The sequence below is a fragment of the Streptomyces sp. NPDC050534 genome (assembly GCF_044457745.1).
Classification (GTDB): domain Bacteria; phylum Actinomycetota; class Actinomycetes; order Streptomycetales; family Streptomycetaceae; genus Streptomyces.
Map to the genome: position 1 here is coordinate 201,020 of NZ_JBITHF010000015.1, position 26,555 is coordinate 227,574.

Consider the following 26,555-nt stretch of genomic DNA (forward strand, 5'->3'; position numbering starts at 1 on the left):
GTCGGCCGATGAGCCGTCCAGATGGGGAGAGGCCATGATTCACGCAGCCGACGTCCGGGAATGGCGCAACCGCGATGTCGTCGACTCCGAGTCGCACAAGATCGGTGTCCTGGAGGCGGTCTATGTGGACACCACCACCGACGAGCCCGCCCTGGGCACGGTACGGACCGGACTGCCCACCCGGCACCGCCTGGTCTTCGTGCCCCTTGAGGACGCGGTCGCCGGGCCCGGCTATCTCAAGGTCGGCTATGTCAGAACGCTGGTGAAGCAGGCCCCTTCGATCGGCGTCGACGGCGAACTTCCGGCCGAGCAGGAGGAAGCGATCTTCAAGCACTACGGACTGCCCTACCAGCCCGGTACCGCCGGCGAACGGCAACTGGCCCGCCGCTGACCGCCCTTGGACGGGAGGACTGCCGTGCCCGCCGGGGCCGTGGGTCTTGGTCGCCGTCTCGGTCGGGCTGATTCCCCCTGTGCGTTCTCTTCTCCGTCTCGGCCCGTCGGCGCCGGCTGTTGAGCGGCCACCCAAGCCCGGTGACGCGCGAACTGGCTCCCGGGCTGGTCGCAAATCTGTTCACCGTCCACTCGGACAACTGGCGCGCCGCGATCAACTACGGCCTGCCCGCCGTGCCGGGGACCACCGGGCATCGGGGGCGGGACGTGCAGCCCGTGGTCCAACCCCCCAGGCCCGCGGTCCACCCCCCTCGACGCCCAGGGACCGGAGCCTGTGCGCGGCGTTGACCGTCCGTGACCTGCGGACGGCGGTGAACCGCCACCCCCGTGCCCAGCGTCCTCCTGTTGAGCCCGGCTTCTTCCGTTTGACGTGTCCCGGATCCGATGACTCGGATTGCCGGAACCGGGCGTCCGGCAGCATCTGGAGACTGCCCGGGCAGCCGCGCCCGCGTCTGCCCGGGCAAGGCCCTAATGCACCCGGTCCCCGCTGGTCTCCTGCTCCTGGGTTTCGTCGTCCGGCAGGTGCACGTCGTTGACCGCGATGTTCACCTCGACGACCTCCAGGCCCGTCATCCGTTCCAGCGCCGCGATCACGTTCTCACGCACCTCTGCCGCGACGTCGGTGATGCTCACCCCGTATTCGACGACGACCTGGAGGTCGATTGCGGTCTGCTTCTCACCGACCTCGACCTTGACGCCACGCCCCGCGCTCGCATGCCCGCCCGGGACCCGGTCGCGCACCGCACCCATGGTGCGGGTGAATCCGCCGCCCAATGCGTGGATTCCCGGGACCTCCCGTGCGGCGATGCCGGCGATCTTCTCCACCACCCCGTCGGCGATGGTCGTCCGGCCCCGGGTCTTCGGCGGTTCCTGGAGCCGGGGTTGTCCGGCGCGCCTTGTCATGTCCTGGTCGGTGGTACCGGGTTCCCCCAGGTCGGGTTTGGGCAGATTCGAACCGTTCGGTTCCGTCATGCGAAGCCACCTCCTCGGGTGGTGCACGGACTGACGTGCCCGGCGGCCGTCGGCCGCCGCGTTTCGCGCCGCTTGCCCAGTACCGCGCTACGCGGCGGACATGCCCGCGTACGGCCTCACATCGCGGTTACGGTCCAGGCGCTGGGAACAGGCGGGTCACCCGAACCCTAACGGACCGCGCCCGGGACTATGCTGCTGTACGGACGTCCCAGACCCTGGCGGCTTGTCGTTGCTCGACACAGATGGCGCGAGGAGCGGACTCGTAGCCTGTCGCCCGGCGCATCCCTGCAGGGAACCGGGTGGTCCTCTGGCCTCCTGTGCAGGCTTTCGGACCGGCCTTGCTCCGCCTCCGACGAACGTACGCCCCTACGGGAGCGCGCTCAGGTAGCCGGAACTCCGGCGTCACCGGGGCCGCTGCCGGATGATCTTTCGAACCGAGGCGTCATGCCCCTGCCGCAGCTCATTGTCTACCGACATGACCGAAGGACACGGGTGCTGATCACCCTGGTCGGTGAGTTCGACCTGGAATCGGCGCACCTGGTGCGCGCGTCCCTGGAGTCGTGCCTGCGCGACGGTATCCGCATTGTCGACGTCGACCTCACCCTCGTCACGTTCTGCGACCGCAGCGGACTCAACGCGTTCCTCGACGCTGCGCAGCAGACCACCGTTGCGGGCGGGACCCTGCGACTGCACCACCCGCCGCCGATGCTCGCGCGTATCGTCCGCCTCGCCGACTGCGGGTTCCTGTTCGTCGGTTCTCAGCTCGCCCCCCTGCCGCCTTCTGCCGGCGACACCTGGGCTGCGCCCCGTCCAGCCCCGCCGCACCGGCCTGTCCCACCTGTGCCTGTTCTCTCGGGTGATGCGCGATGACGGCCGGACCCGGATGGGGCACGTCACGGAAGCCGGGGGACGGCGAACCGTTCGCGGTGGCGCCGCTGCGGTTGCGCCGGCCGAACCGCCGGCTGGTGGAGGACCTGCGGGAGGATCTGGCGGATCTGTATGTCGAGTCCCGTGCAACGGCGCCGGGTGATGGGTACCGCCGTCCCGGCCGCCAGGACTTCCTGAACCGTGTCACCGCAGACATGGGCCGGCCGGGATTCGTCATGGTGATCGCCGAGTCGGACGGCCTGATGGGATGTGCCTTCGGATTCCCGGTGCGCGGCGACGGCTCGTGGTGGCTCGGCTTCGACGGAGTACTGCCGCGCAGCGTCGGGCAACTCACGGTGTCCGGCAGGGCTTTCGCGTTCGGTGACATCCTGATCCGCCCGCACCCGCAAGAACGGGAACTCGCCCGTCGTGTGCAGGAGCGGCTGCTGGCCGATCACCAGGCGTCGCTCGGCGCCACCTTGGTGGACGGGGCCGATCACCCCACTCTCGCCGCGCTCCACTCCTGGGGCTGGCTGGACATCGGAGAGCTTCGCAGGCCACTGGGTGCCACCACGTTCCGTGCGCTGGTGTTTCCCGCCGTGGAACAAACCGCGGCGAGGCTGGAGGGCCTTGTCACCATGACGGGAGGCGGTGGCGCGGGTGGGTCCTGAGAGCAGGTCGGCGCGCATCCAGCTACTGGTGGCCGATCAGGCGGCCCGACGCGGAGCCGGGGTCGGTGTGGTGGACGTGTGCACCGCGGCCGTGGCCGCGCTGCCGGTCGGCGGGGCCGGTCTGTCGGCGATGTCCAGGACCGCGCCGAGCCACCCGCTGTGCAGCACCGACGACATCAGCGAGCGACTTGAAGAACTCCAGCTCACCGTGGGCGAGGGGCCCTGCGTGGACGCCTTCCTGAACGGCTCGGCCGTCCTGACACCCGATCTGCTCACTCGTGACCTGCAGGACCGCTGGATGGTGTTCGCCGACGCGGCACTGGAAGCCGGGGCACGAGCGGTGTTCGCGCTCCCCCTGCAGATCGGGGCGATCAGCCCGGGAGTTCTGGACCTTTACGCCCGCGTTCCGGTCCGGTTGGACGCTGAGGAACTGGCGGACGCGTTGGCGTTCGCCGATCTCGCGACGCTGGTGCTGCTCGACACGCGAATCGGCGAGACGGGCGAGCCGCACAGAGGCCCTGTCGAAGACCTGGGCGCGTACCGGGCGGAGATCGACCAGGCCAGCGGGATGCTCACGGTCCAGCTCGGCGTCGGCATCGAAGAAGCCTTCGTCCGGCTCCGTGCCCACGCCTATGCGCAGGGACGCCGACTGGCCGACGTGGCGGCGGACGTGGTGGCCCGTCGCCTTCGTTTCCCACCGGACGCGGAGCCGGACCAGGCCGGGGAGGACACGTGACGTAATGGTGCCGATCGAGGAACGTGCTGTACGTCCCGCCCCTTCGGGCCGGGACCGGTCTCAATCGAAGGTGTCCACGATGGATCAACAGCTTTTGGCCAAGACCTTCGTCGAACTGGCCGACAACCTGGTCGCCGACTTCGACCTCATCGACTTCCTGCGCCTGCTGACCGACCGCTGCGTCGGCATGCTCGACGCGAGCGCCGCCGGGGTGCTGCTCGCCGACCGGGACGGCAAACTCCGAGTCATGGCCGCCTCCGACGAACAGGTTCGCCTGCTGGAGCTCCTCCAGCTCCAGAACGACGAAGGCCCCTGCCTCACGTGCTACCGCACCGGAGCACCGGTGATCGTCCCCGACCTGACCCAGGAGATCGACCGCTGGCCACGCTTCGTCACGGCGGCCCACCGCAGCGGATTCGAAGCTGTCCAGGCCCTGCCCATGCGTCTGCGGGACGAGACCGTGGGCGCCCTGAACCTCTTCCGCACCGCGCCCGGCCCCTTCGACCCGGCCGCCACTCTCGTCGCCCAGGCGCTGGCCGACGTCGCCACCATCAGCCTGCTGCAACAACGCACCGCCCAGCGCAGCACCGTGCTGAACGAGCAGCTGCAGACGGCGCTGAACAGCCGGGTGCTGATCGAACAGGCCAAGGGGAAGTTCGCCGAACGCCAAGGCGTCGACATGGAACAGGCTTTCAGCGCGCTGCGCGGCTACGCCCGCGCCCACAACCGGCGCCTGGCCGACGTGGCCCGCGCCTTCATCGACGGCTCCGAACCCCTCTCCGGTCTAGGAGGCTGACCCACACCCCGGCGGGGCCCCTCACTGCTCTGGGCCGTCCTCGATCAGACGGCGGTGCAGCTCCGTGGTCATGAGGTGGATCGCCCGCGTCAGCTCGGTGTTGGTCTTGAGCTCCAACTCCTGCTCTACGAAATCGTGGTCGGCCTTGATCTGCTGGAAGGCTGCCTGTCGGTTCTGGCCGATCATGACGAACGTGGAGAGGAAGATCGCCTCCAGCGACACCACGAGCGTCAACGTGGGCCAGGGGCTGCCCTCGACGAACAGCATCCAGACCACGAACGCGACGGCGTGAAGGTAGACGAACGGCATCGAACCGGCGAACTTGGTGACGGCGTCGGCGATCTTCAGCTGGACATCCTCGGCACGGCTGTTGCGGTGCGCAATCACTGCGGGGTGATGGATGGCCTGACTGTCCTGCTCGCTCATCGCGGGGCGCCTCTCGCGTCTCGGGGCTTCGCGGGGCACCGCCTACCACGGGCTACGGCCCCCGCGCGTCCCTGGAGCCTAACCGCAGGCCTCCGCCATCACTTGGTCGCGCAGGCGCGCAGGCGCAGATGATCGGCCGGGAGACCTGCATCTGCGAGGGAACGGCGTCCAGGGGCACCGCAACGTAGCGCTCCGGTGTCTCCGGCCGAGCGGCACCTCCGCTTCGGTGAGGCCGGCGTGCGCGGGGATCTCGCGGACGGAGGGTTCGCGGCCGTAGAGGAAGGCGCACTCGTCCCCGACGGAGCGGACCCGGGCGCGCAGCTCCTGCACGCGTTGCGGCACATGACCGCCCAGGAGGTGGTCACGGAAGTGCCGTTTCACCTCGCCGAGAATCGTCGGTACGGCAAAGCTGGGGAAGGCGGTGCCCAGGCTGGGAGCCGGCAGGTCACAGCATGATGGGGGAGCGGCGACAGTTGCTCGCGCGCGTGCCTATGGTCTGAAGCACAGCGCACGGATCCCTGAACGGCCCGCGTTCAAACGGGGTTTCCGGACCGGCTGCGGCAGTTCGGCCACAGTGGCCCCGTGTCCCCCAACGGGCCCCGGCGCGGCGTTGATCCAGGGCTATGCTGGTCGACAGACGTCCCGGACCCCGGCGCCGCACCGCACATCGGCCACGATGGCACTCCCGCACATCTGCCGGTCTCCTGTAACCGAGGCCCCATGCGCACTCCACGGCAACCCCACGAACCCGAAGGCCCGGAGCCGTCCGTCATGGACTTGGTACGGCTGCGCCATCTGAACCGCTGGCAGGCCGAGGGCATGCGGGAGGATCTGGCGGATCTCTACGTGGAGTCGTCCACCACCCCACCCGGTGAGCAGTTCAGCGGACGGCAGGAGTTCCTGCGCCGTCTGGCGGACGGCGTGAAACAGCCGGGATTCGACATGCTGGTCGCCGAGGCCCGGTCCCTGACCGGCTGCGTCTTCGGATTCCCCGTGCCGCGTGACGGCTCCTGGTGGCAGGGGTTCGACGGGCCGCTGCCACAGAACCTGGAGCAACTGACCGCGTCCGGACACGTCTTCGCGATCCTTGAGACCGTCGTCCATCCGCACCAGTACGCCCGCGGGCTTGCCCGCCGACTCCAGGAGCGCCTGCTTGCCGACCACCAGGCTTCGCTCGGTGTCACCTTGGTGGACCAGCGTGACCGCTCGGCCCGTGCCGCCTTGGAGGCGTGGGGCTGGCAGGAGGCAGGCCGGCTCCACCGCGCCCCGACCGTCCTGTGCGTACTCCTCCTGCCCCTCGGCGAGCGCACCACGGAACATCCGGACGGCCTCGGCCACAATGCCCGGACCCAACGGCCCGGATAGCCTCCTGCGCCGGCCGGGCGCGACGCGCGCGAAGACGGGGGAGCGTTGAGAAGCGGTGGAGCAGCGCGTGGAGTTGTCCTCGGAGCACGAGGCACGGCGGACCGCGGCGGTGCGTCGTTACGACATCCTGGACACTCCGCTCTACGGCGCCTTCGCCCGGATCGCCGCGCCGGCCGCCCGTCTGTTCGAGGTTCCGGCCGCCACGGTGACGATCGTGGACACCGAACGGGTCTGGACCCGGGGCTGTGCACCTCGGCGATCATCACGGGCAGCCCTCTGGTCGTCCCCGACATCCTCTACGACCCGGTCGCCCGCGCCCACTTACTGGTGACCGGCCCGGTTCAGGTGCGCTTCTACGCCGCCGCCCCGATGACCACCGGCGACGGTCACCACCTGGGGATCGTGGACGTCCGGTACACCAAACCGCGCCGCATCACAGCGGATCAGGCCACCGCCCTGACCGACCTGGCCGCACCCGTGATGGACGAACTCGAACTACGGCTGTCCGCCCTGCGCATGCTCCGACGACAGCGGCTTCTGCACTCTGGTCTTCGGCACCCTCGCCCCCGATCCCGCGGGCGGTTTCGCCCTCACCCTCGCCGGAGGCGGCCACCTCCCGGTCCACACCTGCGGCCCGCGGACGGGCCCGACCGGGCTGTCGCTTTGGCCGAGCCGGTGAACCTGGAGGGAGGGATGCTTGTGGGCCCCCTGCCGCGGGCGGACTTCGTCTCCCGGACCGTTCAACTCCAGCCCGGCGAGGCGCTCTTCCCGTACAGCAACGGACTCACCGAGGCCCGAACGTCCCACGGCGCCCGGTTCGGCGAGAGCGGCCTGTCCTCCCACCTCACCCACCACGCCGCCACCGACCGAGCCCTCGGCGTCACCGCGATCATCAGCGGCCTCACGGCGCTCCTGAAGACTTTCGTCGCAGGACCCGCGGACGATGTCGCGCTCCTCGCCCTCAGTGCCACCTCCACGACGGCCCTCCTCACGCCCTCGGCGCCTCGGGCACCGCACACACCGGCGTGCCCCTTGCAACCCCCGACAGCACGCGACCGGGCCGCACGGGCGATGAGCCAGACAGGCGGTCCGGCGGGCGCGCCCGCCGTCATCTGCGGTCCGCCGTTTGGAGGCGCCGCAGTGCCTGGCGCAGCTCCTGTCGTACCGGTTCCGGGAGCGCCTCGTCCTTCGTCGTGGCGACCAGGGCCGCGGCCACGGCCCGGAGTTTGATGTTGGAGCGCTGAGACACGTCCACCAGCAGGTCCCAGGCCCTCTCACTGGTGCAGGGCGCCAGGGCCATCACCATGCCGCGTGCCTGGTCGATCACCGCACGGCTCGCCAGCGCCTGCTCCAACTGCTCGTTGCGGGCGCGGAGTTCGTCGACCTCGGCCAGCAGTCCCGCATCCCCAGCCGTCGACAGCGGCTGCTCTTGACGGGGCGTGGTGCCGGTCACCCGCGTTGCTTGCTGTGCCGACGGGCCTCGCGCCTCCAGGGCGCCCGATGCCGAGGGCGGTACCGGCGCTTCCGGCAGTCCTGGTACTGGCGGACATCGGGACTGCCGCCACGGTCCCAGCCCCCGCCTTCACCACGGCGCCAGTATTGGGCGGCGCAGAACACCAGCACGATTACGGCCGCGGCGGCCCACCAGATGGGGCTGAGGAAGCCGAAGCCGAACAGGACCACGATGAGGATGAGGAGCAGGGCGAACACGGCGGGCCTCCCCGTAGCGGAGCTGCACTGCCGGGGGCCGGGGCCTGTTCGAACAGCGTAGCCCTGCCCAGAGGCGGCTGGTGACGCCGCATGTAACGGTCTCGCACCCGGACACATGGCCCCTTACCGGCTGTTCAGCGAGCGCGGCGAAGGCCGGCGTCTGCGGTACGGCCCGAGCCCCCGGCCGTGTCGATCACCCTTGTGCTCCGGGGACGCACCGCGCGCATCGGCGCCGGAACCTGCTGCGTCACGAGCGAGGGCGCTCCCGCACTCGCCATCACCATGGCATGCCGGCGAAGCCACATCCTGCCGTCGCCGCCGTGCCGGTCCTGTGCTGGGTCGCCGCCGTCCTGCTGGTCGCCTGGATCGTCGGCTTCGCGATGCGCGGGCGCGGCGGTGGCAGGCGCCGGTGTTTCACCAGGAGAGGATGCGCTGCCGCCGCGGATGCCCATGGTGACGGCGGGCAGCGGCGTCACCTGAGCGGGTCATGCATCCACCGCACCGGCGTGTCCATCAAGGGCGCGATCCGTGGCTTCCGCAGTACGATGGGTCGTGGGTTGGCTCACTCTCACGTGCAGCCGCCCGGAAGGGCGACTCCGGCGTGGTTGCGCCGGAGTCGTTGTCACATCCGGGCACTTCCGCTCCGCCGGTTCCGGCCAAGCCGCGATCTTCCAAGGGCGGCGGCCGGTGTCCCGCTCGGGAGGGACGGCGCACGATCCAGGCACTCGAAGCGGTCCATGTGGTCACCACCGCCGACGAACCGGCCGTGGCCACCGAACGGACCGGGCTGCCGACTCGCCGGCGCCTCGTCTTTGTGCCCCGTTGACGACGTACTCCTGGGGTCGGGCTACGCGCCCACGCCCACACCACGAGCCAGGAATCATCGGCGTGACGGCCGAAGGCCTGGACCATCTGCTGATCGTCGGCGTCGTGATACTCGTGGCCGACGTGATCGTGATCGTGATCGTGGCCGCTGTGCGGCTGTCCCGGTGGGCTCGGCGGCGTCCTCTCCGCTGACGGCGACGGGCGGAAGTGGATCGCGCACCTCACCGCTGGGGCGGAACGTACTCTGATCACCGCTTGCGTCCCGGCACGGATTCGCGCCCCTCGGCGAAGGCCCATGCGATGGGAGCCTCCGTGGAGCGGGCCGCCGGAGGAGTAAGCTGGTGTTACCGAGGGTATCTCGCGCACCGGCCTTCATGCTTGTGCCGTTTTCGGCGATTGTATACGCCGGACCGGTCCGACCGGTCCGGAGCAGGGTTCGCATCATGACTGCGACCGTTTCGTACGCGCCGACAACCGAAGACCGGCCCTCTTCCCCGTCTCTCCGCATGCCGCCGGCCCTGACCAGTTCGGCTCCGGCTCTGCTGGACGGCGCCTGGTGGCACCGCTCCTGTTATCCGGGGGCGGAACTTCCCCCATCGGCTGTCCTGCTCGACCCGCATACGACTCGTGTCTCGGCCGTGCGGCTGATGGCCGCCGTAAGCGACCCACTGCGTAGGTCGACCACGGGCCGGTTGATGGAGGAGGCGGCGCGTCTGCGCACCGTGACGGCGACCGAACGGGCCGTGGAGGTCGTCTGGGACGCCGAAGGAGGCCGTGAGGCCCCTGATCCGACCTCACGTCCACGGATCGCGGCAGCCACTGCTCCGGTACTCGCCATTCCGGCAGTCGCCCTGCCGACAGCGACTCAGGCAAAGGGCATGTGAGGGTCATGGAGACCTTCGTGGCCGTGACGGCGCTCCTGGCGATGGTCGTTGTGGGCGTGCTCCTGATTCACCTGCTCAACAACCAGCACGACGCGCGCATCGCCGCTTTCCGCTACGGCCACGCCCGGTCGGCTGTCCGGGGGGCGACACCGTCGGCCCCGCAGAAGCTTCCCGGTCGCGCCGGAGCGAATGGCGTCGGCGATCGCCGCGACCACCGCGACGGGGGACGCGGACGGCTGCGGCCACGGCGCCGGACCGGAACCCGGATGGCGGGGAAGTGAGTTGCCATGCTCCCCGCCATGCATTCCGTCAGGCTTCTGGCAGATACCGGCAGTGAGCCGGTGCATCCCGGCACCGCGGTTCTGCGGATGGAGACGACAGCCAGGCGCACGGGGACGTTCGACGGCGCGTGGTGGCCGCGGACACGCGACCTCAAAATGCAGTTGTCGGGTCTCCTCACCGCGCTGACGGCACGCCTTGGCCCCATCGCCCGCGTGGGCCTCGACGCGAGCGACTGGGACGGGACCCTGAGCCATCTGTTCGTCGACGGGCACATGGTCTGCATCGACTGGTCCGCCGTGGGCGACAACACCATGATCGTCACCCGCGGCGACCAGGACCACTTCCTGTTCCTGGTGATCCCGCCGGGGGCCGGTATCGGCCCCGCGCACGCCGCGATGGTCATGGCCGTACAGGACGACAACGCCGTCCCGGCCGAGGGGATCCTGGCCGCCACCGGCATCACCCGGGCCGACCGGAGCGACGTACCGCAGAACTCTCCCGGCTGAGCCGGGCCGACGCAGCAGAGCCTCATCAGCAGCCCGGGACCCCGGCCGCACCACTGACACCGGCCGGGATCCTCCCGTGCCGGGTGCTTCCCGGACCGCTCGCGTCCGGGACGCCATCGACGTAAGGAATGTGAGAACCATGGGTGTTCTGATCACCGTGCTGGTGGTGCTCGTCCTCGCCGGGCTGGTCCTGCTGGCCCTGAGCCTTCGCAACGTCCAGCAGTACGAGAAGGGCGTGGTGTTCCGCTTCGGGCGGCTGCTGCCGGACATCCGTGGGCCGGGCCTGCGTGTCATCCGGCCGATCGGGGACCGGATGCGGAAGGTGTCCGTACAGACCGAGGTGCTGGGCATCCCGCCGCAGGGGTCGATCACGGCCGACAATGTGACGCTCACCGTCGACGCGGTCGTCTACTTCAGGGTCATCGACCCCGTCAAGGCCCTGGTGAACGTCCGCGATTACCCCAGCGCCGTCTCCCAGATCGCCCAGACCTCGCTGCGCGCGGTCATTGGCAGGGCGGATCTCGACACACTCCTGTCCGACCGTAACCACATCAACGCGGAGCTCAAGAAGGTGATGGACGCCCCCACCGAGGAGCCCTGGGGACTGCGCATCGAGCGGGTGGAGATCAAGGACATCGCCCTTCCGCAGTCGATGATGCGCTCCATGTCCAAGCAGGCCGAGGCCGAGCGTGAACGCCGTGCCCGGGTCATCGCCGCCGACGGTGAATTCCAGGCGTCCCAGCGGCTGAGTGATGCCGCGGCGACCATGGCCGACACTCCGGGCGCGCTCCAACTGCGCCTGCTGCAGACCGTGGTGGACGTCTCGGCGGAGAAGAACAGCACGCTGGTCATGCCGTTCCCGGTGGAGATGCTCCGCTTCTTCGAGCACCAGAGCAAGGAAACCGACGGCGAATCCACCCACCGGAGCATCCCGCGCCCCGCGATCCCCGAACGTCCGGAGCGTCCGGAACACCATGGACTCCCCGAACTGATCACCCCTGAACCCACCGCGCCCGCCTTCCCCCTGAGCGGAGAACGGGTCGGCTCCCATGGCGATCGGGTCGGCGGTCGGGCGGCAGTGGCGCGGGAACGGCGCGACAACTGGCCGACACACACGGAGCCCGACCCCGACGCGTCACCCGTCGGCGGCTGAACGTGGCGTGAGGCGTTGGCTTGAGCCGACGGCTGCGGCACCCGAGGTGGAAATGGGCTGTTACTCGCCGAGCTGCCACTGTTGCCGTACGCGCCGCTTCGCTCGTCGATGGGGGGATGTGAGCGAGGAACTCGCGAGTGATGGCCGTCGTCTTGTATACGCGATCTCGACCGTCTTGTATACGCGATCTCGACAAACTGCGATCCCGGTGTCGCCGCGGAACTGCGCGGGCCGGTACATCGCACGGGCCGGTACATCGCATTGGCACACCCCGTCACGATCACTCTCGCCATCGAAAGGCGTAGGAACTCCCGTCGGGGGACCTCGCGTTGCGCCGGCATCCGGCCGCGGCCGGTCATGGCGGCGACTTGCGGCAGAGCGGTGAAGCGGCCGGCAGGGGCGCGGGTCCAGCCAGCCCCGGTACGACCAGCTCCGGAGCTTGTCGAGTGCCGGTTCGACCTGCTCGGGCCGGGTGCTCCTGCCGAGCTGGACGCTGACGACCTTGGCCGGGATCGGATCCGAGGCCGTGCCCATGATCGTCATGATCACCCGGCCGTCGGCAGGGGGCGCGCTCTCCCGTCCATGCCCGACTCACGCCGGGGGACCAGCAGCATCTCGCCCGCCCCTGGACCGGGACCTCGCCGAGGTCGATGCCGAGGTGGCCCGGTTGGAAGGGGCCGAGGTGGTGACCGGGCAGTTCATCGAGGCCGAGCGGAGGCGGGCCGACGATCCGGTCGTGGCCGCCGAGCCGGAGCCGGTGACGGCAGTTGCGCCGCCTTTCGGTGGAACGAACTCAATGGCTCGTTCGGTGGTAGGGGTGCGGGGCGACGCCCGGGAGCGCCCTGGACATGCGGCTACTGCTTCGTGCGGCCGGATGAGGCTTGCCGGGTGTCGGCGCCGGAGCTGACGTGCCGCTGGGTCTCCTGAGGGCCGCGCCAGTCCGGACGCATCACGGCGGCATCGTCTATCGAGCCGGCCGCCGACGGCGTTCGACGCGCTTGTGCGGGGATGTGCCGCCGACGGGCAGCGACCCGGGGCGGCGTTGACGCAGTCGGGCAAGCAGGGACCACAGGGAGAGTAGGGCGATGTGCCGGGACTGCGCGTGCGTGCGGCCCGGGTGGCGATCCAGGCGCCCATCCTGTCCGGGATGACATACGCATCCCGCTCGGCCGGGGGCGGCAGGGTGGCCCGCACCGTTGGGGCGGGTCCTTCGTCAGGGGATTGGGAGCCAGGCCGCGTCTTCACCGCGGCCTCCGAGTACGGAGGTCGAGGCCGCCCTGGACCACGAGGCCGGCGATCAGCTCCACCGCGGCCCAGGATGTGGTTCTCCCCTTGAAGCCCAGCTGGCCGGGTCGTCGGCTCCAAGTCAGTGCGCACCTGAAGTCGTCGTGGACACGACGCGGGCGGCGGAATCGGCGCGGTCCTGGCTGGAGGCCGGCCACTCCCCGGGGGGCGGACCGTCGGCGCGAGTGAGGCGATGGCCGGGAGCGGTCCGTACGCCCTGTTCGGGGAGTAGCGTGGGGTGGTCGGGAGCTTTTCGCGCACCGGTCCCGATACCGGTGTCGTTCCTGGTGAGCGACGACGCCGGACAACTGCCCAAGCGCAGGGGTCCGGAGACGGGTTCGCACGATGTCTGCGACCACCGACCATCCCTCGCTGCGCGCCGCGCCTTTCAGGGCCCCGACCGCGCGCCTCGCCCTCAGACCCGTGAGCCCGCCCCCGGAACATGCCGAGCTGGACGGCGCCTGGTGGCCCCGCTCGCGTGACCTGACACAAGAGCTTCCCGCGCTGGCCGACGTACTGGACCCACTGTGGGGGAGGATCACCCGTATCGCCGTCAATGCCCGCTACTGGCCGATCATCCCGCGAAGGATCTTCGTCAACGGCCATGTGGTGAAGGTCGGTTGGTTCACTTCGGAGCTGGACCCGCACATGATCCTGCTGCTGTCCTACACGGCGGGCCGCTGGGACCTCCTGGTGATTCCCCCGGAGACGACCGTCCCCTCGGCCGCCCGGCTGATGGCCGCCGCGAGTGCCGGCACCGGCCCGCAGTCGACCGCGTCCGCCCTCATGGCGGCGGAACAGGCCGAGGCTCCCTCCACCTCGTACGACGCCGGTACCGGACGGCCCGGTTGACGGGTGGCGGGGATGTGACCATCTGCGTCACCGCCGCGGCCATGACGGGACGCCCCGGATCGCGTGGCCACCGCGTTGCACGGACGGTCGCCGGACGTGGACTGGCCGCACGGCGCGGGGCCAGGCCAGTCCCGAACACACGGCAACGCATTCCGCCAACCCGCCTCGCCAGGCGCCGTGAGAACCCACCCACCGGACAACAGCGAGGTCGGCATGACTCTTTCACGGGACATCAGAAACCCGGCGCAGACGATGAAGGGCAGGATCTCGTAGGAGCTCGGCCGGCTCACTCGCAACAGGCGACTGCAACGCCAAGGCAGGTCGACCGGGTCTCCGGAAGCCTGAACCAGCCGCCGAGAAGTCCGAGGACGCCTTCAGGCGGAACGGGAGCAGGCCCCGATGACGTACGACCAGCCACGCGCCCGGCGGCCGCGGGCCATGCCCTGGGCCAGGCCGGGCGCCGCAGCCCGAGCCAGGAGCCGCCGCTCCCCTCGGACGAACAGGACAAGATCGGCCCGCGTTCTAGCACGTCCTCAACACCTTCGCCGACACCCAGCTCAAGGCGCGGAATGGGCCGAGAGGACCTACGACGAAGTCAGCGCCCAGCTCGTGAACGCCCTCGCGCAAGGCGGCGTGTCCTGCGCGCCGGCTAACAGGACCCGGACTCCGAGACACATTCCGACCAACTCCGGCTCGCGCTGAGGCAGTACCGGGAGATCACTCAGCGGCTGCTCCACATCCGCGCAGCCATTACTCCGCGCTGAGGCATAGCGCGGAGTAATGTTGCCGTACCGAGGGCATTTCGCACACCGGCTTCCACGCCGGGTCGTTCTCGGCGAGAACATGAAACCCGGGCCACCGCAGAGGCGGCTCGGAGACGGGCTCCGCATCATGTCGGTGACCTTGCACCCAACTCCGCAGCACCCCGAGCCCGTCGCAGCCCCGGCCGCGCGTCTCGCGCTGAAAATCGACGGCCCTTCCCGTGGACTCCTCGACGGTGCCTGGTGGCCCCGCTCCCGGGACCTGCTGAGTGAACTGCCCGCGCTGACCGACGTGTTGGATCCCTTGTGGGGCCGCATCACCCGCATCGCGGTCAACCCGAAGTACTGGCCGATCATCCCTCGCCAGGTTCCCGTGGACGGCCACGTCGTCAGGGTCGGCTGGTTCACCCCGGAAATCGATCCCCACAAGCTGCTGCTGCTCTCCTACGGCACCGGGCGCTGGGACCTGCTGATCATCCCGCCGGAGACCGGGGCGGAGTCGGCGGCTCGGCTGATGGCTGCTGCGTCCGACTACGCCGGCCCGCCCCTGACCGCGAGTGAGCTCATCGCAGCGGACGAGCCCCGGCACGGAGTCGCCGCGACCGACACGGCTCAGGACCCGGACGAGGCATGGGTTCACGAGGGCGGTGCCTCCTCGGTGTCCGTGCCCGCCACGGAACTGCCCGGTCCGCTCAGTCGGGCCAGCCGCCTGATCGTCGGTATGTGAGCGGCTGCCATGACCGCCTTCGTGACGGCCGCCGTCATCGTCCCCATCGCAGTGGTGGCATACGTGATTCACCGGCTCAACATCCAGCGCGCCGACAGCATCGCCGCGCGCCGGTACAGTGCCGCCCTGCCCGGCCGCCGCGGGAGTGGCACGACACCGCCCCCGGTGGAAGCAGGTCGGTCCGAGTCGACAACGCCGGCGAACGACGTCCCCGGGGGCGGCCACGGCCGTTTCCCGCCTCTCCACCGCAGCCCTACCACTCACCAGCGGTGACCAGTCTGGCTTCCGTCACCGAGCCCGCGATGGTGCGGCTGTAGCGGGATTCCTTGGGCGAGATGTTGAAGAACGGTGCGTCGAACAGGTCGATGTGGTCGAGGAATCCGCCACTGGTGGTGGTCATTTTCCCCTTGTCGTCCGGGCCGTCGGGCCGGAATGCCTCGACGTCCCCGCGGTCTTCCGGAACGGTCCGGATGCCGGACTTTCCGGCCCGGAGGAACGCGTCGAACTCGTCGGGAGATTCGGCACCACCGGGAAGGCGCAGCCCTATTCCGACGATCGCTATCGGCTCGCTCTGTTCCGTCTGCATCTGTCCGGCGGTCCGTTGGTCACGCGACATTGCACGCCTCTTCGTCAGTGGACGGGTTTGACGGGGCGTCGGTCAGATAGGAAACGAGTTGCTCGACCGTGGGCTGGCTGAACAGCACGGTCGCGTCGATGCTGATGCCGAGCAATTCTTCGAGGTGTGCCCTGAGGTCGGTGAGCCTGAGCGACGTCAGGCCAATGTCGAAGTAGCCATGGTCAAGGGGGAGTTCCTCGTGGTCGTCCATCAGAGGATCTCTTTGATGTACGCGACAACAAGGTCTTCCAGGGCGTCTCGGCGCTCTCGCCGGCTCATCTCTCGCAGGTACCGACTCGTATTCATCGCACCAAGGTAAACAGCATGTGCTGACGCCCTGCTGATTCAGTGCTGATGCGATCGACACGGCCGAACAGGGCCCGGCGCCCGGCGACTTGGCCGGCCTCGGTGCCGGAGTGACTGCTCGGCTGCGTGCCGGCTCGTCCATGGCCGGGTGCTCCGGGACGGGCGGTACGGAAGCGCCAAAGTTTATTACCTCGTAGGTAATCGACGGGGCCCGTGACGCACTGGCAGCCTCATTGAGGCAGGGACGACGGAGGTCCTCGCCGCACCAGGCCTCCAGCCCTCCAGGCTCCCGGCCTCACAGAGCGGCGGGAAGTTATTACCTATGAGGTAATCGACTTCCTCCTCCACTTGCTGACATTCTCGAGTTGTCGGGGCAGGCGACATCGCTGTCGCGCCGAAACTCCCATCCCCTTTTTCCGCGCGAGGAGAGCACCATGAGCGAAATCGAAGCGGCCGTCGAGAAGTACGTCGCGAGCTGGGCGGAGCCGGACGCCGACATTCGTCGCAAGGTCATTGCCGAGCTGTGGGCCGAGGACGCGATCTACAAGAACCCGTTCGTGGAATTCCACGGTCGCAAGGGTGTCGAGGACGCGGTCACGCAGGCATACGACCTCTTCGTCACCAAGGGCGCCACGTTCAAGGTCACCAAGGTGGACATCAGCATGGACGCCGTGCGCTACACCTGGGAGATGACGTTCCCGGGAGCCGCCGGGCCCGAGGCGATCGGCACGCAGGTGGTCATCCTCGACGAGAACGGCCTCATGGCAAACGACCACCAGTTCATCGACAAGGCACCCACCGGCATGGAGGAGCTTGTCCATGTCGGACTCGACGTCTGATCGGGACCCCCACCGTCAAACTTCTTCGCCGCCACCTCATCCGTGGGGGAAATAGATCCGCGATGAACAGCCAGCAGAGCCGAAAAAGCATCAACTGCGCGCTCTGCTGGCTCAAGGCGGAAATTCTACTCTCGCGCGTGACGGAACGGCGGTGCTGATTTCAGCTGCGCCGGAGCAGGCAGGATTCAGGTAAAGCACCTGAGATTTACTGCGAGCCCCACAGGCCCATGCAGGCAGTACTGAAAACACATCGACCGGGAGTCCGATTATGTCGGTAGACGAAAATACGCGCTCAGCATTGCCCAGGTTGGAGGAGACGGCCGAACCGGGCATGGACAAGGTGACCCTGATCCGGATCCTCCTCGTCGTCTCGGGCATGTTCATGATCACCCTGGACTTCTTCGGGGTCAACGTGGCCATCCCGTCCACCCGCGCGGACCTCAACGCCAGCTCCGCAGCGATCGAGTTCATCGTCTCCGGGTTCAACCTCGCCTACGCGGCCAGCATGGTCACCGCCGGACGGCTCGGCGACCTTTACGGCAGGCGCCGGATGTTCGCCCTCGGCATGGCGTTCTTCACCCTGGCCTCCCTGTCCGCCGGCCTCGCCCCCAACCCCGGCGTGCTGATCGTGGCCCGCGTCGTTCAGGGCATCGGCGCGGCCGTGATGACTCCGCAGATGCTGGCCATCTTGAACACGGCCTTCACCGGCGTCCAACGCGTCCGTGCCTTCACCGCCTTCGCCCTGTCCATGGGGCTGAGCGCGACCTTCGGCCAGCTCATCGGCGGCGTACTGATCTACCTGGACATCGCCGGAATCGGCTGGCGCACCATCTTCCTGATCAACGTGCCGATCGGGGCAATCTCCCTGCTCCTGATGCGCAACTACATCCCCGAGTCGCGCGGCACCGGCCGAACCGGCCTTGACCTGATCGGAGCGGTCCTGGGCTCCTGCGGTCTGCTCGCCATCGTCCTGTCCCTGGTCGAGGGCCGCGAACAGGGCTGGCCCGCCTGGTCGTGGGTGGTCCTCGCCGCCTCCGTCCCGCTGCTCGCCGCCTTCGCCCTGCGCCAGAGCCGTCTCGAGCGCCACGACCGCGCACCGCTGATCTCGCTCAGCCTGTTCCGGGAGCGTGCCTTCTCCGTCGGCATCCTGATCATCCTGGGATTCTTCGCGGCGATGGCCTCCTTCATGTTTATCCTCGCCCTCTACCTCCAGGACGGCCATGGCGACTCCCCGCTGCACTCCGGCCTCATCTTCGGCGCCCTCGGCATCGGGTACGTCCCGGCCGCGTTCGCGGCGCCCAGGATCGCCGCCCGGCTGGGCAAGCAGGTGCTCACCCTGGGCGCCCTGGTCGTCGCCGCCGGGTACGGGCTGATGATCGCCGCGACGGCCGCGATCGGTGTCACCGGGCCCTCGCCGTGGGTGATGCCCGGGCTGTGCATCGCCGGCATCGGCATGGCCCTGTTCGCCAACCCGGTTACGCCCACCGTGCTCGCCGGAGTCAAGCCCGACAACGCCGCCGCGGCCGCCGGAGTCCTCTCCACCGCGCAGGAAGGCGGCAACGCCCTCGGCGTGGCAGCCATCGGCGTGGTGTTCTTCGGAGTACTCGGTCACGGCGACCGGGGCGCCTACGCGGACGCCTTCGGATGGAGCGTCGCCGTCCTCGCCGCCTTCACGATGGCCGTCGCCGTCCTGGTCCAGGCCCTGCCCAAGCCGGCCGCCCAGAACTGACCAGCCCCCGGCACCGCCCGCCTTTCCCGTTACCTTGTGAGGAGGCACGATGACCACTCCCGAGAACGTCACGCCGAACTGGCCGATGCCCCGGTCCTGTCCGATGCTGCCCCCCGACCAGTACGCCGAGCTGCGCGAGGAACCGCCCCATCAGGTACGCCTCGACGACGGCACGCCGGCATGGATCGTCAGCCGCCACAGTGACGTGCGCGAGGCCATGACGAATCCCGGTCGGCAGCAGGGCTCTTCACCACCCAACGACCTTGCCGAGCCGAGGAACAAGCGCCCTGACGGCAGTCGCAGAGCCGCGCACCCGCCCGGACTCCGTGAACACACCATCGAAGACAGCATGGTGACGGAGAATATCTCCAGGCGGACCGACGCATCGCCCGCTGCAAGAACGAGGTGAGGATCAGGTGACGGTGACGACAACGGACCCGCGGCTCACGCAGTCCCTCGGGGATCTGCTGAGGCAGTGGCGCAAGCACCGCCTGCTCAGTCAGATGGAGCTGGCGACGCTGGCGGAGATCTCCCCACGGCATCTGAGCTTCATCGAGAACGGCCGCTCGGTGCCCAGTCGGGATGCCGTGTTGAGGCTGGCCGAAGCCCTCGGTCTGGAGCTGCGCGAACGCAACCCGCTGCTGTTGGCGGCCGGTTACGCCCCCGTCTACCACGAGACCAGTCTGGAAGCCCCGCACATGTCCGCCGTCCGCGGCATGGTGCGGCAGGTGCTGGCCGCCCACGAACCGTATCCGGCCGTGGTCCTGGACCGGTACTGGAACCGGGTGGACGCGAACGACCCTGCCTGGCTGTTCGGCCAAGGCGTGCACCCCGAACTGCTGGAAGAGCCGGTCAATCTGCTGCGGGTGAGCCTGCACCCCGAGGGCATGGCACCACGCATCGCCAACCTTGGCGAGTGGCGCGGTCATCTGCTGAGCCGGCTGCGCCAGCAGGTCACGATGACCGCAGACCCCGATCTCGTCAAGTTGTACGACGAGTTGAGCGGCTACCCCTGCGACCAGCCCGAGCCCAAGGTCGAGCTACCCGGCCCCGGCGAGATCGCCGTACCGCTGCGGCTGCGCCACGAAGGCCGGGAACTCGCCTTCTTCAGCACGATGGCCACCTTCGGCACACCGCTCGACATCACCGTCGCCGAGCTCGCCATCGAATCCTTCTTCCCGGCCGACGCCGAGACCGCCGAAGTGCTGCGCACCACCGACTGGAAGGCAGCCGCAGGCCCGGCTACCCCGCAGTAAGTGCCGATCGGTACCACGGCACGTACTGCGCGAACCGAGCCGGGAACCTGGGCCCGGCCGGGCATCCCGACAACGCCCACAGACGCGAGCTGGTGAACCAGTGGTCGGTGGACAGCATCCGCATCGACCGTCCGGCCCGCACACCGATCCTGGCGGACGCCTCCTCCAAGGTGAGAGAGCGTTCCGGCAGGTCAAGACCCAATCCTGCCGCGACCTCGGTGACGAGATCCCGCACGCGCACGGGAACGGGAGGGCTGCCGTGCAGGACCTGGCCCGCCGGCAGTAGCCCCGGCCGCACGGCAAGCGCCATGATCGCCGCGGCCAGATCGTCGGCGGCAACCAGCGAGATACGCGGCCGGCCCTCATCGATCCAGTACGGGAACCGGCTCAGGAGCTGCATGACAGCCGGCACGACCCAGGTATCGCCCCTGCCGTACACCAGGTAGGGGCGCACCACCGTCCCGCCCGCCGCGAGCACCAACTGCTCCCCGGCCAGTCTGGACAGGCTCGTGGCAGACGTCGGCCTGGGCAGCACCTCACCTTCCGCCCGGGCCGTCCCCGTACACCGCCGCCGTACCCAGCTGCACGACATGCTGCGCCCCCGCACGGTGCGCCTGGGCGGGGCGAGCAGGGCCCCAGTGCCTTCCTCGTTGACGACACGGCAGGTCTGCTCGTCCTTGCCCGCCGGGGCGGCCATGTGCAGCATGCGGACAGTGCGGATGCCGGCGTGGGTGGGCTGGGGCCAGATGCGGTGTTCATCCCTCTTTGGGTGCTGCCGTCCGTCACCGCCTTTCCGGACCACGACGGCTGTCGGCCCGGCAGCGGGCCGGGGGCGCACGTCCACCGCGGTGGGCCGGGCGGTGGAAGCGGCTCCGGGAGCGTCGTGGCCATGAACCCCGCAGCCGCAACGGGCGTGCCGGTTAGCGGGCATGAGGACGAGGCGGGACCGGTTGTCGGACATTCGCCGCTCCCGGCAGCCGACTGCAGCCTCTATGGCCGCCGGCTCCGCCGTCGGTGGCAGGGTGCCCGGTCAGTGGCCGCGGATGTGCCAGGTACCGGGTTGCGGGTGCCAGACCAGGTGAACCTGCCCTTGATCGGGCCGTCGGAGCGTCAGTTCGTCCAGGTCCAGCGCTGCCAGGGCCCGCAGTGCCTCGTCGGAGGCGTTCGACCAGAGGAAGAGTGAAATGCCTGCGTCCGGATCCCGGACGACGGCAAGGCCCGCGTCGGCGTCGACGGGCGGGGATGACGGTGTGTCTTCCTCGTTGCTGTGGTTGTTGGTTGCGCGGTTTCGGCGCACCAGCCGCTGGATGAACTGCCGGGTGTGTCCGTAGGCGTCGTCGGCGGTTTTGGCCACGAGCGCCTGGATGAACGGCACGAGGGCGGTGGTGACCACGGCCGTCACGATCACTTCGACCCAGCCTGGCCCGGCCAGCACACCTGCTCCGGACTCCCACCCCTTCAAGGTCTCGGCCCGCGCGCGCCATTCGGCGGCCTCGTCGGCCCGGCCCAGCCTTTCGAGGGCCCCAGCCAGCAGTCTGGCAGCCGCCCATGAGCCTGCCTCGGCCTCCGCCCGCACATACGGCTCGGCCTCGGCCGAACGGTCCTGTGCGATCAGGAAGGAGGCAAGGTGCTGGCGTGCGGAGGCGACATCGTGGGCGATGGCTGTGTGATACCACTGCTCCGCCTCGGCTGCTGCTCCTTTCCTCGCCAGCACGTCGGCCAGGCGCAGCGTCTCGCGTCGGGCTCCGCCGTCGGCGGCCCGGCGGAGCCAGGATTCCTCCTCGTCCGTGTCTGCCGTGACGAAGGCCATGGTGCGCATCGCGTCCACCCAGCCGGCTTCCGCGGCTCGCCGGGACCAGCTGATCCAGGCGGCGTCGTCGGCCTGCTTGTCGGCGCCGCGTTTCCGCATCGACCGCTGCTGGTAGAGCCACGACAGTTCGTGCATCGCCTCCGGATCTCCGGCCTCGGCCGCGGCGAGCAGCCACCGTTCAGCCTGATCCCTGCCGGCGTTCGGCCCGGGAGCAGTCTGCAGGTAATGGGCCAGCACCCTCATCGCAGCCGGATCGCCCGCTTGCGCGGCCAACTCGATGTTCTGATCCGGCTTACCGGGCACCTTCAGCGCGGCCACTCGTCTCCCCGTTTCTGCAGCCCGGTTCTCGTTCCTTGGACGGATACGGCACGGGCATGCGCACATTAGACACTCACAGTCGGGCTGTGCAGCAGTCCAGTCGGCGCGACAGCAGCCCAAGAAGCGTGGCGGGGTCGGTCAGCGGGGGAGGCGAGCGGGCGGGCGGTGCGATACCTGTCCTCGTCCTCATTCACCAGAGCGTGGTGCTCGCCGCCCCGCCCCCACCCCCGGCCCGGCCGCCAGGGGGCGGTAGCGCGGTAAGGCCCGCGCAGGGAAGGGGCGTTGCACATGCGCGTGAAGCGCTTGGCGCAGCCGCATCGCTGGGAGGGGGGCGCGGTTTCGCCGGTCAGTGTGGGGGGGAGGGTTTCTCGTGCGGTGCACAGCCGCTCACAGCTGTGTGCAGACCTGCGTACCGGGGCCGGGTAGCTTGCTTCAACTCCAATGCAGTCGAGGTTGATTGTTCTGGCCATCACCACCAACGCCCGTGCGATGACGGTCCACGCTTACCTGGAAAGCCGCGGCCTGAACGACTGTTTCGCCCTTCACCTCTCCGGCCGCGCCCGACTCCATGTCAGCCTCCGTGAGTTGGCGGGACACGGGCGCCTAGGCCCTTCGTGTTCGCGGCCGCTTCTGGACGACCTGGCTAGGCCGCGCACCCCGTCTTTGTCGAACTGCGGCTGGTCATCTATGGCGGGGAAGATGGTGGAGATACGCGGCCCGGCACACCCGCCCGATCGCCCTTGGGTGAGGTAGACCGAGTGGTACGTCTGTCCGTGTCGAAGCTGTCGTTCGAGGCCGGCCGTGCCCGGTCAAGGCACAAAGAACCCAACACCCACAAAGCCCGGAGCAGTTCAGATACGCCTGCTGTCCGCGGGGCCGGGGGAAGGCCGCTCAGAGTCGGGGTGAAACAGTAGCCGGGATGTGATTTCAACGACCTGGGTGTACTGGGACGGCCGCTGGCGAAGAGATGAACCGACGTGGGAGCTGGCGGAGCGGTCGTCACTCGTCCGGGTGGCTCCTGGTTACCCTCTGTCGTTTTGAGGGTGATGTTCATGGGACAACAGCACCCACTTCACAGGAGTACCCATGCGTATCCGTATCGCCGTTGCTGCTACCGCTCTCGGCGCCCTGGTCGTCCTCGGCGGCGCGACCGCTGCCACTGCGGACACTGGTGACGAGGGCGCCTTCGGGGCCGGCAGCCAAGGAAACTTCGGGACCAGCAGCCAGGTGAACCAGGACTGGCAGGGCCCCGCGTTCGACGACCAGGCCGCCGCGGGCCTGGGCACCGAAGGAAACCTGGACCTGGGCCAGAAGGACAGCTTCGGCGGAGCTGACGCCACGTTCCAGCGCTAGAGCCAGTTGATGAGCGGGGCCCGGGCTGCCGTCAGAGGCGGAGCGGGCCCCGTCACTCTTGTTCAACGGCCGGAGAATGCGCTCGGCGGCCAAGGGCGACTGTCGACGTGCCGTTCCTCATCTGGGCGAAACACCCGTCATATTGCGCAGGCGGGCGCATCCTTGCGGTGGCGGCGGAGGCAAGAAGGCCCCGCCGAAGCGGCAGGCGCTCGGTCGGGGGTGTGGTGTGGAGCGGCTTGTCGAGGCTGCCGGGTGGTGCTGTGGCGCGTCAGCGGGACTTCTGTACGCCGAGCAGGGTGAGGGCGTTGCGGATGCCCTCGTCGAGGAGCTCGTCGGAGAGTCGCTGGTCGGCCAGGGCGCGGGAGAGCTGCAGCGTCCCGACCATCATGGCGTACACGCTGAGGGTCTTCGTGCGCACCGAGCGCGGATCGGCAGGCGCCAGGCGAGCGGCGATACCGTCGATGACTGCGAGCACGCCGTCGGTGTACGCCTGCTTGGTCTCGTCCCCGCAGCGCCCGAGCTCATCGAGGAGTGCCGCGGAGGGGCAGCCGTCGTCGGGACTGTCGCGGTGCTGGGGTGAGAGATACCACCGTACGATCTGCTCGAGTCCGGCGATGCCGGGGGCCGCCTGCTCGATGACGTTCGCGTACTGCGCGCGCAACTGGTCCGTGACCGCGGTGGCCACGAGGTCGTCCTTGGATGCGAAGTGGGCGTAGAAGGCGCCGTTGGTCAGTCCGGCGTCCGCCATCAGCGTCGAGATGCCCGAGCCGTCGATACCGTCCCGCTTGAACCGGCGGCCGGCGGTCTCGATGATCCGCTGCCTCGTCGCCTGCTTGTGCTCTTTCCCGTAACGCGCCACGCGCTCGCTCCTTTGTGTGCCGGAAGGGTCACCTGCCTTCGGCCGGCTTCACCATCGTATTGGATTGCGAACGTACTCCAATGGTGTGTCGACGGCGTCTTGGAGCACCGACACGCCTTCTGTGCGGCCGGCCCGATTCACTCGTCGTCGGGAGCCATCGAGATCACGACCTTTCCGGCTGTGGTACGGCCCTGCTCGACGTACGCCATCGCCTCGAGAGTCCGGCCGAAGGGGAAGGTTCGGTCGATGACCGGGCGGAGGTGTCCGTTGTCGTACAGGGCGCCGAGCTCACGGAGCTGGGAGCCGTTGGCCTGCATGAAGAAGAACTGATAGCGCACGCCCAGGGCCTTGGCCTGCCTGCGCACCTTGCGACTGAGTGCGTTCATGACCACGCCCGTGAGCGAGGGGGCATCGAGTTGTCTGGCGAAGCCGGCGTCCGGCGGGCCGGCGACACCGATGGCCAGGCCGCCCGGCTTCAGTACGGTCAGCGACTTCTCGAGGTTCGCCCCGCCCAGAGAGTCCAGCACCAGGTCGTAGCCGGACAGCACCTTGGAGAAGTCCTCCTTGGTGTAGTCGACGGCGATGTCGGCGCCGAGGCTCCTGACCAGCTCCTGGGTGCGGGTGTTCGTGGTCGTCGCCACGGTGGCGCCGAGGTGCCTGGCGAGCTGGATGGCGGTCGACCCGAGGCCACCGGCACCGGCGTGGATGAGCACCTTCTGACCCGGCTTCACATGGGCACGGTCGACGAGGATCTGCCAGGAGGCCAACGCCACCAGCGGCACCGCGGCCGCCTCGCGGAGGGTGAGGGACTCCGGCTTGGGTGAGACGTCGTCCTGGTCGATTGCGATGAACTCGGCGAAGCCTCCGACCCGCAGGTCGCGGGGACGTGCGTAGACCTCGTCGCCGACGGCCACGTCGCGCACGCCGGACCCGACCTGCGTCACGACGCCGGCGACGTCGTGCCCGAGCACGAAGGGCGGCTTGTACCTCAGGAGTCGTTTGAACTCCCCGTTGCGGACCATTTTGTCCAGCGGGTTGATGCTGTGGCGCTCACTCGGACCAGGACGTCGCCGTCCCCGACGGTGGGCTCTGGAACGTCTGCGGCGCGTACGCCGTCCTTGCCGTACTTCTCGACGACGAATGCCTTCATGTCAGCCATCCCTTTGCGTGGTCTTCTCGCTTGTCCTTCGCCGGACGATGCGCATGTCCGGGCTCCGCATCAGCTGCCGAGGTGCCGGCGGAGCCACCGGCCCATCTGCCCGATCGCGCTGTCCACCTCGGGCACGCGCCCCGCGCCGAGGATGAACGAGTGCTGGCCCGCGGGCAGCGGACGGACCTCGGAAACAATCTTGAAGTCGGCGAGCCGGCGGCCGAAGTCGGCGCCCTCGCCGGCAAGCGCCTCGTACTCGCCGTAGTGAAGGGCCGTGGGCGGTAGGCCGGTCAGGTCGGCGTTCACGATGCTGATGTCGGGGTCGGTGAAGTCCACGGCGGGGTCCTGCAGCCAAGCTGCCCGGAACTGCTCGAGGATGCCCCGGCTGAGCATCTTGTCGTGTTCCTCGTTCTCGTCGACCTTCGGGTTGCTGATGGTGAGGTCGGCCCACGGCGAGATGCTGATGATCGCCCCGGGGGTCGCCTCGCCCTTGGCGAGCAGGCGCAGCGGCAGCATGACCGCGAGGGTGCCTCCGATGGAGTGGCCGGTGCTGCCGATGTTCCGCGGCTCGTAGCCCTGCGCGAGCAGCCAGCGGTAGGCGGTCTCGGCGTCGTCGATCTGCGCCGGGTGGGGGTGCTCGGGTGCCAGGCGGAAGCCCACGACGAGTGAGCGGACTCCGGCCGCCTTGGCGATGTGGCCGGCGGCCTTGCGGTCCGATGCGATGGAGGCGGCGACCGATCCGCCGAAGTGGAAGTGGAGCAGTGCCCTGTCGGGGTCGGCGCCCTCGGGGATGGCCCACAGGGCGGGGACGCCGTCGGCGTCCACGTCGGCGTAGGTGACGCCTTCCGGCTCGGTGGACGCCGAAGCGTGTGTGTCGACGATGTCGCGGACGACGGCCAGGTCGAGGCCGGGTGTCGACGCCTTCGCGCGCACGCTTTCGAGGAACTGCGCGAACTGCTGTGCTTCCGTACTGATTCCCATGGTGATGCTCCTGTTCAGGTCGGAGGTGAGCGCACTTCTCGCGTGCAGTGCAGGCCGATGGGCCGGGTGTG

Annotated in this window: 28 protein-coding genes and 2 pseudogenes; 19 read left to right on the forward strand and 11 right to left on the reverse strand. The window is 69.2% G+C overall.

The genetic code is table 11. The features are described from left to right. Positions 1-34: 34 nt before the first annotated feature. Positions 35-391, forward strand: coding sequence for a PRC-barrel domain containing protein (locus ACIBN2_RS38760; protein WP_399141754.1), 357 nt, complete (start codon positions 35-37; stop codon positions 389-391). 527 nt (positions 392-918) lie between these two features. Here ACIBN2_RS38760 and ACIBN2_RS38765 read toward each other — a convergent pair. Continuing rightward, positions 919-1,353, reverse strand: a complete 435-nt coding sequence (locus tag ACIBN2_RS38765; RefSeq protein WP_399141841.1) for an Asp23/Gls24 family envelope stress response protein — start codon at positions 1,351-1,353, stop codon at positions 919-921. A 561-nt stretch (positions 1,354-1,914) separates the two neighbouring features. On the opposite strand from ACIBN2_RS38765, the gene ACIBN2_RS38770 reads away from it, so the two are divergent. The 4 genes from ACIBN2_RS38770 (at position 1,915) to ACIBN2_RS38785 (ending at position 4,492) form a co-directional block, all read left to right on the forward strand. Then, on the forward strand, positions 1,915-2,292 hold the full coding sequence (locus tag ACIBN2_RS38770) for an STAS domain-containing protein (RefSeq protein WP_399141756.1): 378 nt from the start codon (positions 1,915-1,917) through the stop codon (positions 2,290-2,292). A 56-nt stretch (positions 2,293-2,348) separates the two neighbouring features. Further along, positions 2,349-2,960, forward strand: a complete 612-nt coding sequence (locus ACIBN2_RS38775; protein WP_399141758.1) for a hypothetical protein — start codon at positions 2,349-2,351, stop codon at positions 2,958-2,960. Positions 2,961-2,988: 28 nt separating this feature from the next. Further along, the gene (locus tag ACIBN2_RS38780; RefSeq protein ID WP_399141760.1) at positions 2,989-3,696 is read left to right on the forward strand and encodes an ANTAR domain-containing protein; all 708 of its coding nucleotides are present in this window, start codon (positions 2,989-2,991) and stop codon (positions 3,694-3,696) included. A 79-nt stretch (positions 3,697-3,775) separates the two neighbouring features. Next, positions 3,776-4,492 (forward strand): ANTAR domain-containing protein, encoded by a 717-nt coding sequence (locus tag ACIBN2_RS38785; protein WP_399141762.1) that lies wholly within the window; start codon positions 3,776-3,778, stop codon positions 4,490-4,492. Positions 4,493-4,513: 21 nt separating this feature from the next. Here ACIBN2_RS38785 and ACIBN2_RS38790 read toward each other — a convergent pair whose 3' ends face one another. Continuing rightward, positions 4,514-4,918 (reverse strand): DUF1003 domain-containing protein, encoded by a 405-nt coding sequence (locus ACIBN2_RS38790; protein WP_399141764.1) that lies wholly within the window; start codon positions 4,916-4,918, stop codon positions 4,514-4,516. Positions 4,919-5,689: 771 nt separating this feature from the next. On the opposite strand from ACIBN2_RS38790, the gene ACIBN2_RS38795 reads away from it, so the two are divergent. From ACIBN2_RS38795 to ACIBN2_RS38805, 3 genes and pseudogenes are all read left to right on the forward strand, one after another. Next, positions 5,690-6,283, forward strand: a complete 594-nt coding sequence (locus ACIBN2_RS38795; RefSeq protein WP_399141765.1) for a hypothetical protein — start codon at positions 5,690-5,692, stop codon at positions 6,281-6,283. 67 nt (positions 6,284-6,350) lie between these two features. Next, positions 6,351-6,614, forward strand: a complete 264-nt coding sequence (locus ACIBN2_RS38800) for a hypothetical protein (RefSeq protein WP_399141842.1) — start codon at positions 6,351-6,353, stop codon at positions 6,612-6,614. Continuing rightward, positions 6,560-7,189: pseudogene (locus tag ACIBN2_RS38805) on the forward strand (SpoIIE family protein phosphatase); the annotation flags it as partial. The gene ACIBN2_RS38800 and the pseudogene ACIBN2_RS38805, both read left to right, overlap by 55 nt. A gap of 202 nt (positions 7,190-7,391) precedes the next feature. Here the strand turns inward: ACIBN2_RS38805 and ACIBN2_RS38810 are convergent. Next, a complete protein-coding gene (locus ACIBN2_RS38810; RefSeq protein ID WP_399141767.1) occupies positions 7,392-7,736 on the reverse strand; it encodes an ANTAR domain-containing protein in 345 nt (114 codons plus the stop codon). Next, entirely contained in the window at positions 7,733-7,993 is a 261-nt protein-coding gene (locus ACIBN2_RS38815; protein ID WP_399141769.1) for a hypothetical protein, read from the reverse strand. Before ACIBN2_RS38815 ends, ACIBN2_RS38810 begins: the two co-directional genes overlap by 4 nt. Before the next feature lie 888 nt (positions 7,994-8,881). On the opposite strand from ACIBN2_RS38815, the gene ACIBN2_RS38820 reads away from it, so the two are divergent. The 6 genes from ACIBN2_RS38820 (at position 8,882) to ACIBN2_RS38845 (ending at position 15,267) form a co-directional block, all read left to right on the forward strand. Beyond that, the gene (locus tag ACIBN2_RS38820) at positions 8,882-9,010 is read left to right on the forward strand and encodes a hypothetical protein (RefSeq protein WP_399141771.1); all 129 of its coding nucleotides are present in this window, start codon (positions 8,882-8,884) and stop codon (positions 9,008-9,010) included. 697 nt (positions 9,011-9,707) lie between these two features. Beyond that, entirely contained in the window at positions 9,708-9,983 is a 276-nt protein-coding gene (locus ACIBN2_RS38825) for a hypothetical protein (RefSeq protein ID WP_399141772.1), read from the forward strand. Positions 9,984-10,001: 18 nt separating this feature from the next. Further along, positions 10,002-10,490: a DUF5994 family protein gene (locus tag ACIBN2_RS38830; protein ID WP_399141774.1), complete on the forward strand. Its 489-nt coding sequence runs from the start codon at positions 10,002-10,004 to the stop codon at positions 10,488-10,490. Positions 10,491-10,629: 139 nt separating this feature from the next. After that, complete coding sequence (locus ACIBN2_RS38835) at positions 10,630-11,643, forward strand: slipin family protein (RefSeq protein ID WP_399141776.1); 1,014 nt, start codon at positions 10,630-10,632, stop codon at positions 11,641-11,643. 1,629 nt (positions 11,644-13,272) lie between these two features. Continuing rightward, positions 13,273-13,779: a DUF5994 family protein gene (locus tag ACIBN2_RS38840; protein ID WP_399141778.1), complete on the forward strand. Its 507-nt coding sequence runs from the start codon at positions 13,273-13,275 to the stop codon at positions 13,777-13,779. Between the two features lie 891 nt (positions 13,780-14,670). Then, a complete protein-coding gene (locus ACIBN2_RS38845; protein ID WP_399141780.1) occupies positions 14,671-15,267 on the forward strand; it encodes a DUF5994 family protein in 597 nt (198 codons plus the stop codon). 253 nt (positions 15,268-15,520) lie between these two features. Here ACIBN2_RS38845 and ACIBN2_RS38850 read toward each other — a convergent pair whose 3' ends face one another. Both ACIBN2_RS38850 and ACIBN2_RS38855 read right to left on the reverse strand, forming a co-directional pair. Beyond that, positions 15,521-15,853, reverse strand: coding sequence for a beta-ketoacyl synthase N-terminal-like domain-containing protein (locus ACIBN2_RS38850; protein ID WP_399141781.1), 333 nt, complete (start codon positions 15,851-15,853; stop codon positions 15,521-15,523). Positions 15,854-15,872: 19 nt separating this feature from the next. After that, positions 15,873-16,094, reverse strand: a complete 222-nt coding sequence (locus ACIBN2_RS38855; RefSeq protein ID WP_399141783.1) for an acyl carrier protein — start codon at positions 16,092-16,094, stop codon at positions 15,873-15,875. 529 nt (positions 16,095-16,623) lie between these two features. Between ACIBN2_RS38855 and ACIBN2_RS38860 the strand changes: the two genes are divergently transcribed. The 4 genes from ACIBN2_RS38860 to ACIBN2_RS38875 all read left to right on the forward strand — a co-directional run bounded on the left by ACIBN2_RS38860 (position 16,624) and on the right by ACIBN2_RS38875 (position 20,013). Continuing rightward, complete coding sequence (locus ACIBN2_RS38860; protein WP_399141784.1) at positions 16,624-17,028, forward strand: nuclear transport factor 2 family protein; 405 nt, start codon at positions 16,624-16,626, stop codon at positions 17,026-17,028. 298 nt (positions 17,029-17,326) lie between these two features. After that, positions 17,327-18,757, forward strand: coding sequence for an MFS transporter (locus ACIBN2_RS38865; RefSeq protein ID WP_399141786.1), 1,431 nt, complete (start codon positions 17,327-17,329; stop codon positions 18,755-18,757). Positions 18,758-18,806: 49 nt separating this feature from the next. Beyond that, positions 18,807-19,166, forward strand: coding sequence for a hypothetical protein (locus ACIBN2_RS38870; protein ID WP_399141787.1), 360 nt, complete (start codon positions 18,807-18,809; stop codon positions 19,164-19,166). Between the two features lie 7 nt (positions 19,167-19,173). Further along, positions 19,174-20,013, forward strand: coding sequence for a helix-turn-helix domain-containing protein (locus ACIBN2_RS38875; protein WP_399141788.1), 840 nt, complete (start codon positions 19,174-19,176; stop codon positions 20,011-20,013). Here ACIBN2_RS38875 and ACIBN2_RS38880 read toward each other — a convergent pair. Beyond that, entirely contained in the window at positions 20,000-20,719 is a 720-nt protein-coding gene (locus tag ACIBN2_RS38880; protein ID WP_399141790.1) for an NAD(P)-dependent oxidoreductase, read from the reverse strand. The genes ACIBN2_RS38875 and ACIBN2_RS38880 overlap by 14 nt on opposite strands. A gap of 324 nt (positions 20,720-21,043) precedes the next feature. Further along, complete coding sequence (locus tag ACIBN2_RS38885; RefSeq protein WP_399141792.1) at positions 21,044-22,141, reverse strand: hypothetical protein; 1,098 nt, start codon at positions 22,139-22,141, stop codon at positions 21,044-21,046. 1,086 nt (positions 22,142-23,227) lie between these two features. Between ACIBN2_RS38885 and ACIBN2_RS38890 the strand changes: the two genes are divergently transcribed. Beyond that, positions 23,228-23,494, forward strand: coding sequence for a hypothetical protein (locus ACIBN2_RS38890; RefSeq protein ID WP_399141793.1), 267 nt, complete (start codon positions 23,228-23,230; stop codon positions 23,492-23,494). 268 nt (positions 23,495-23,762) lie between these two features. Here ACIBN2_RS38890 and ACIBN2_RS38895 read toward each other — a convergent pair whose 3' ends face one another. The 3 genes and pseudogenes from ACIBN2_RS38895 to ACIBN2_RS38905 all read right to left on the reverse strand — a co-directional run bounded on the left by ACIBN2_RS38895 (position 23,763) and on the right by ACIBN2_RS38905 (position 26,484). Beyond that, entirely contained in the window at positions 23,763-24,353 is a 591-nt protein-coding gene (locus ACIBN2_RS38895) for a TetR/AcrR family transcriptional regulator (protein WP_399141794.1), read from the reverse strand. Positions 24,354-24,490: 137 nt separating this feature from the next. Then, positions 24,491-25,503 (reverse strand): annotated as a pseudogene (locus ACIBN2_RS38900) (NADP-dependent oxidoreductase). A gap of 69 nt (positions 25,504-25,572) precedes the next feature. Then, on the reverse strand, positions 25,573-26,484 hold the full coding sequence (locus ACIBN2_RS38905; RefSeq protein ID WP_399141796.1) for an alpha/beta hydrolase fold domain-containing protein: 912 nt from the start codon (positions 26,482-26,484) through the stop codon (positions 25,573-25,575). Positions 26,485-26,555: the final 71 nt, after the last annotated feature.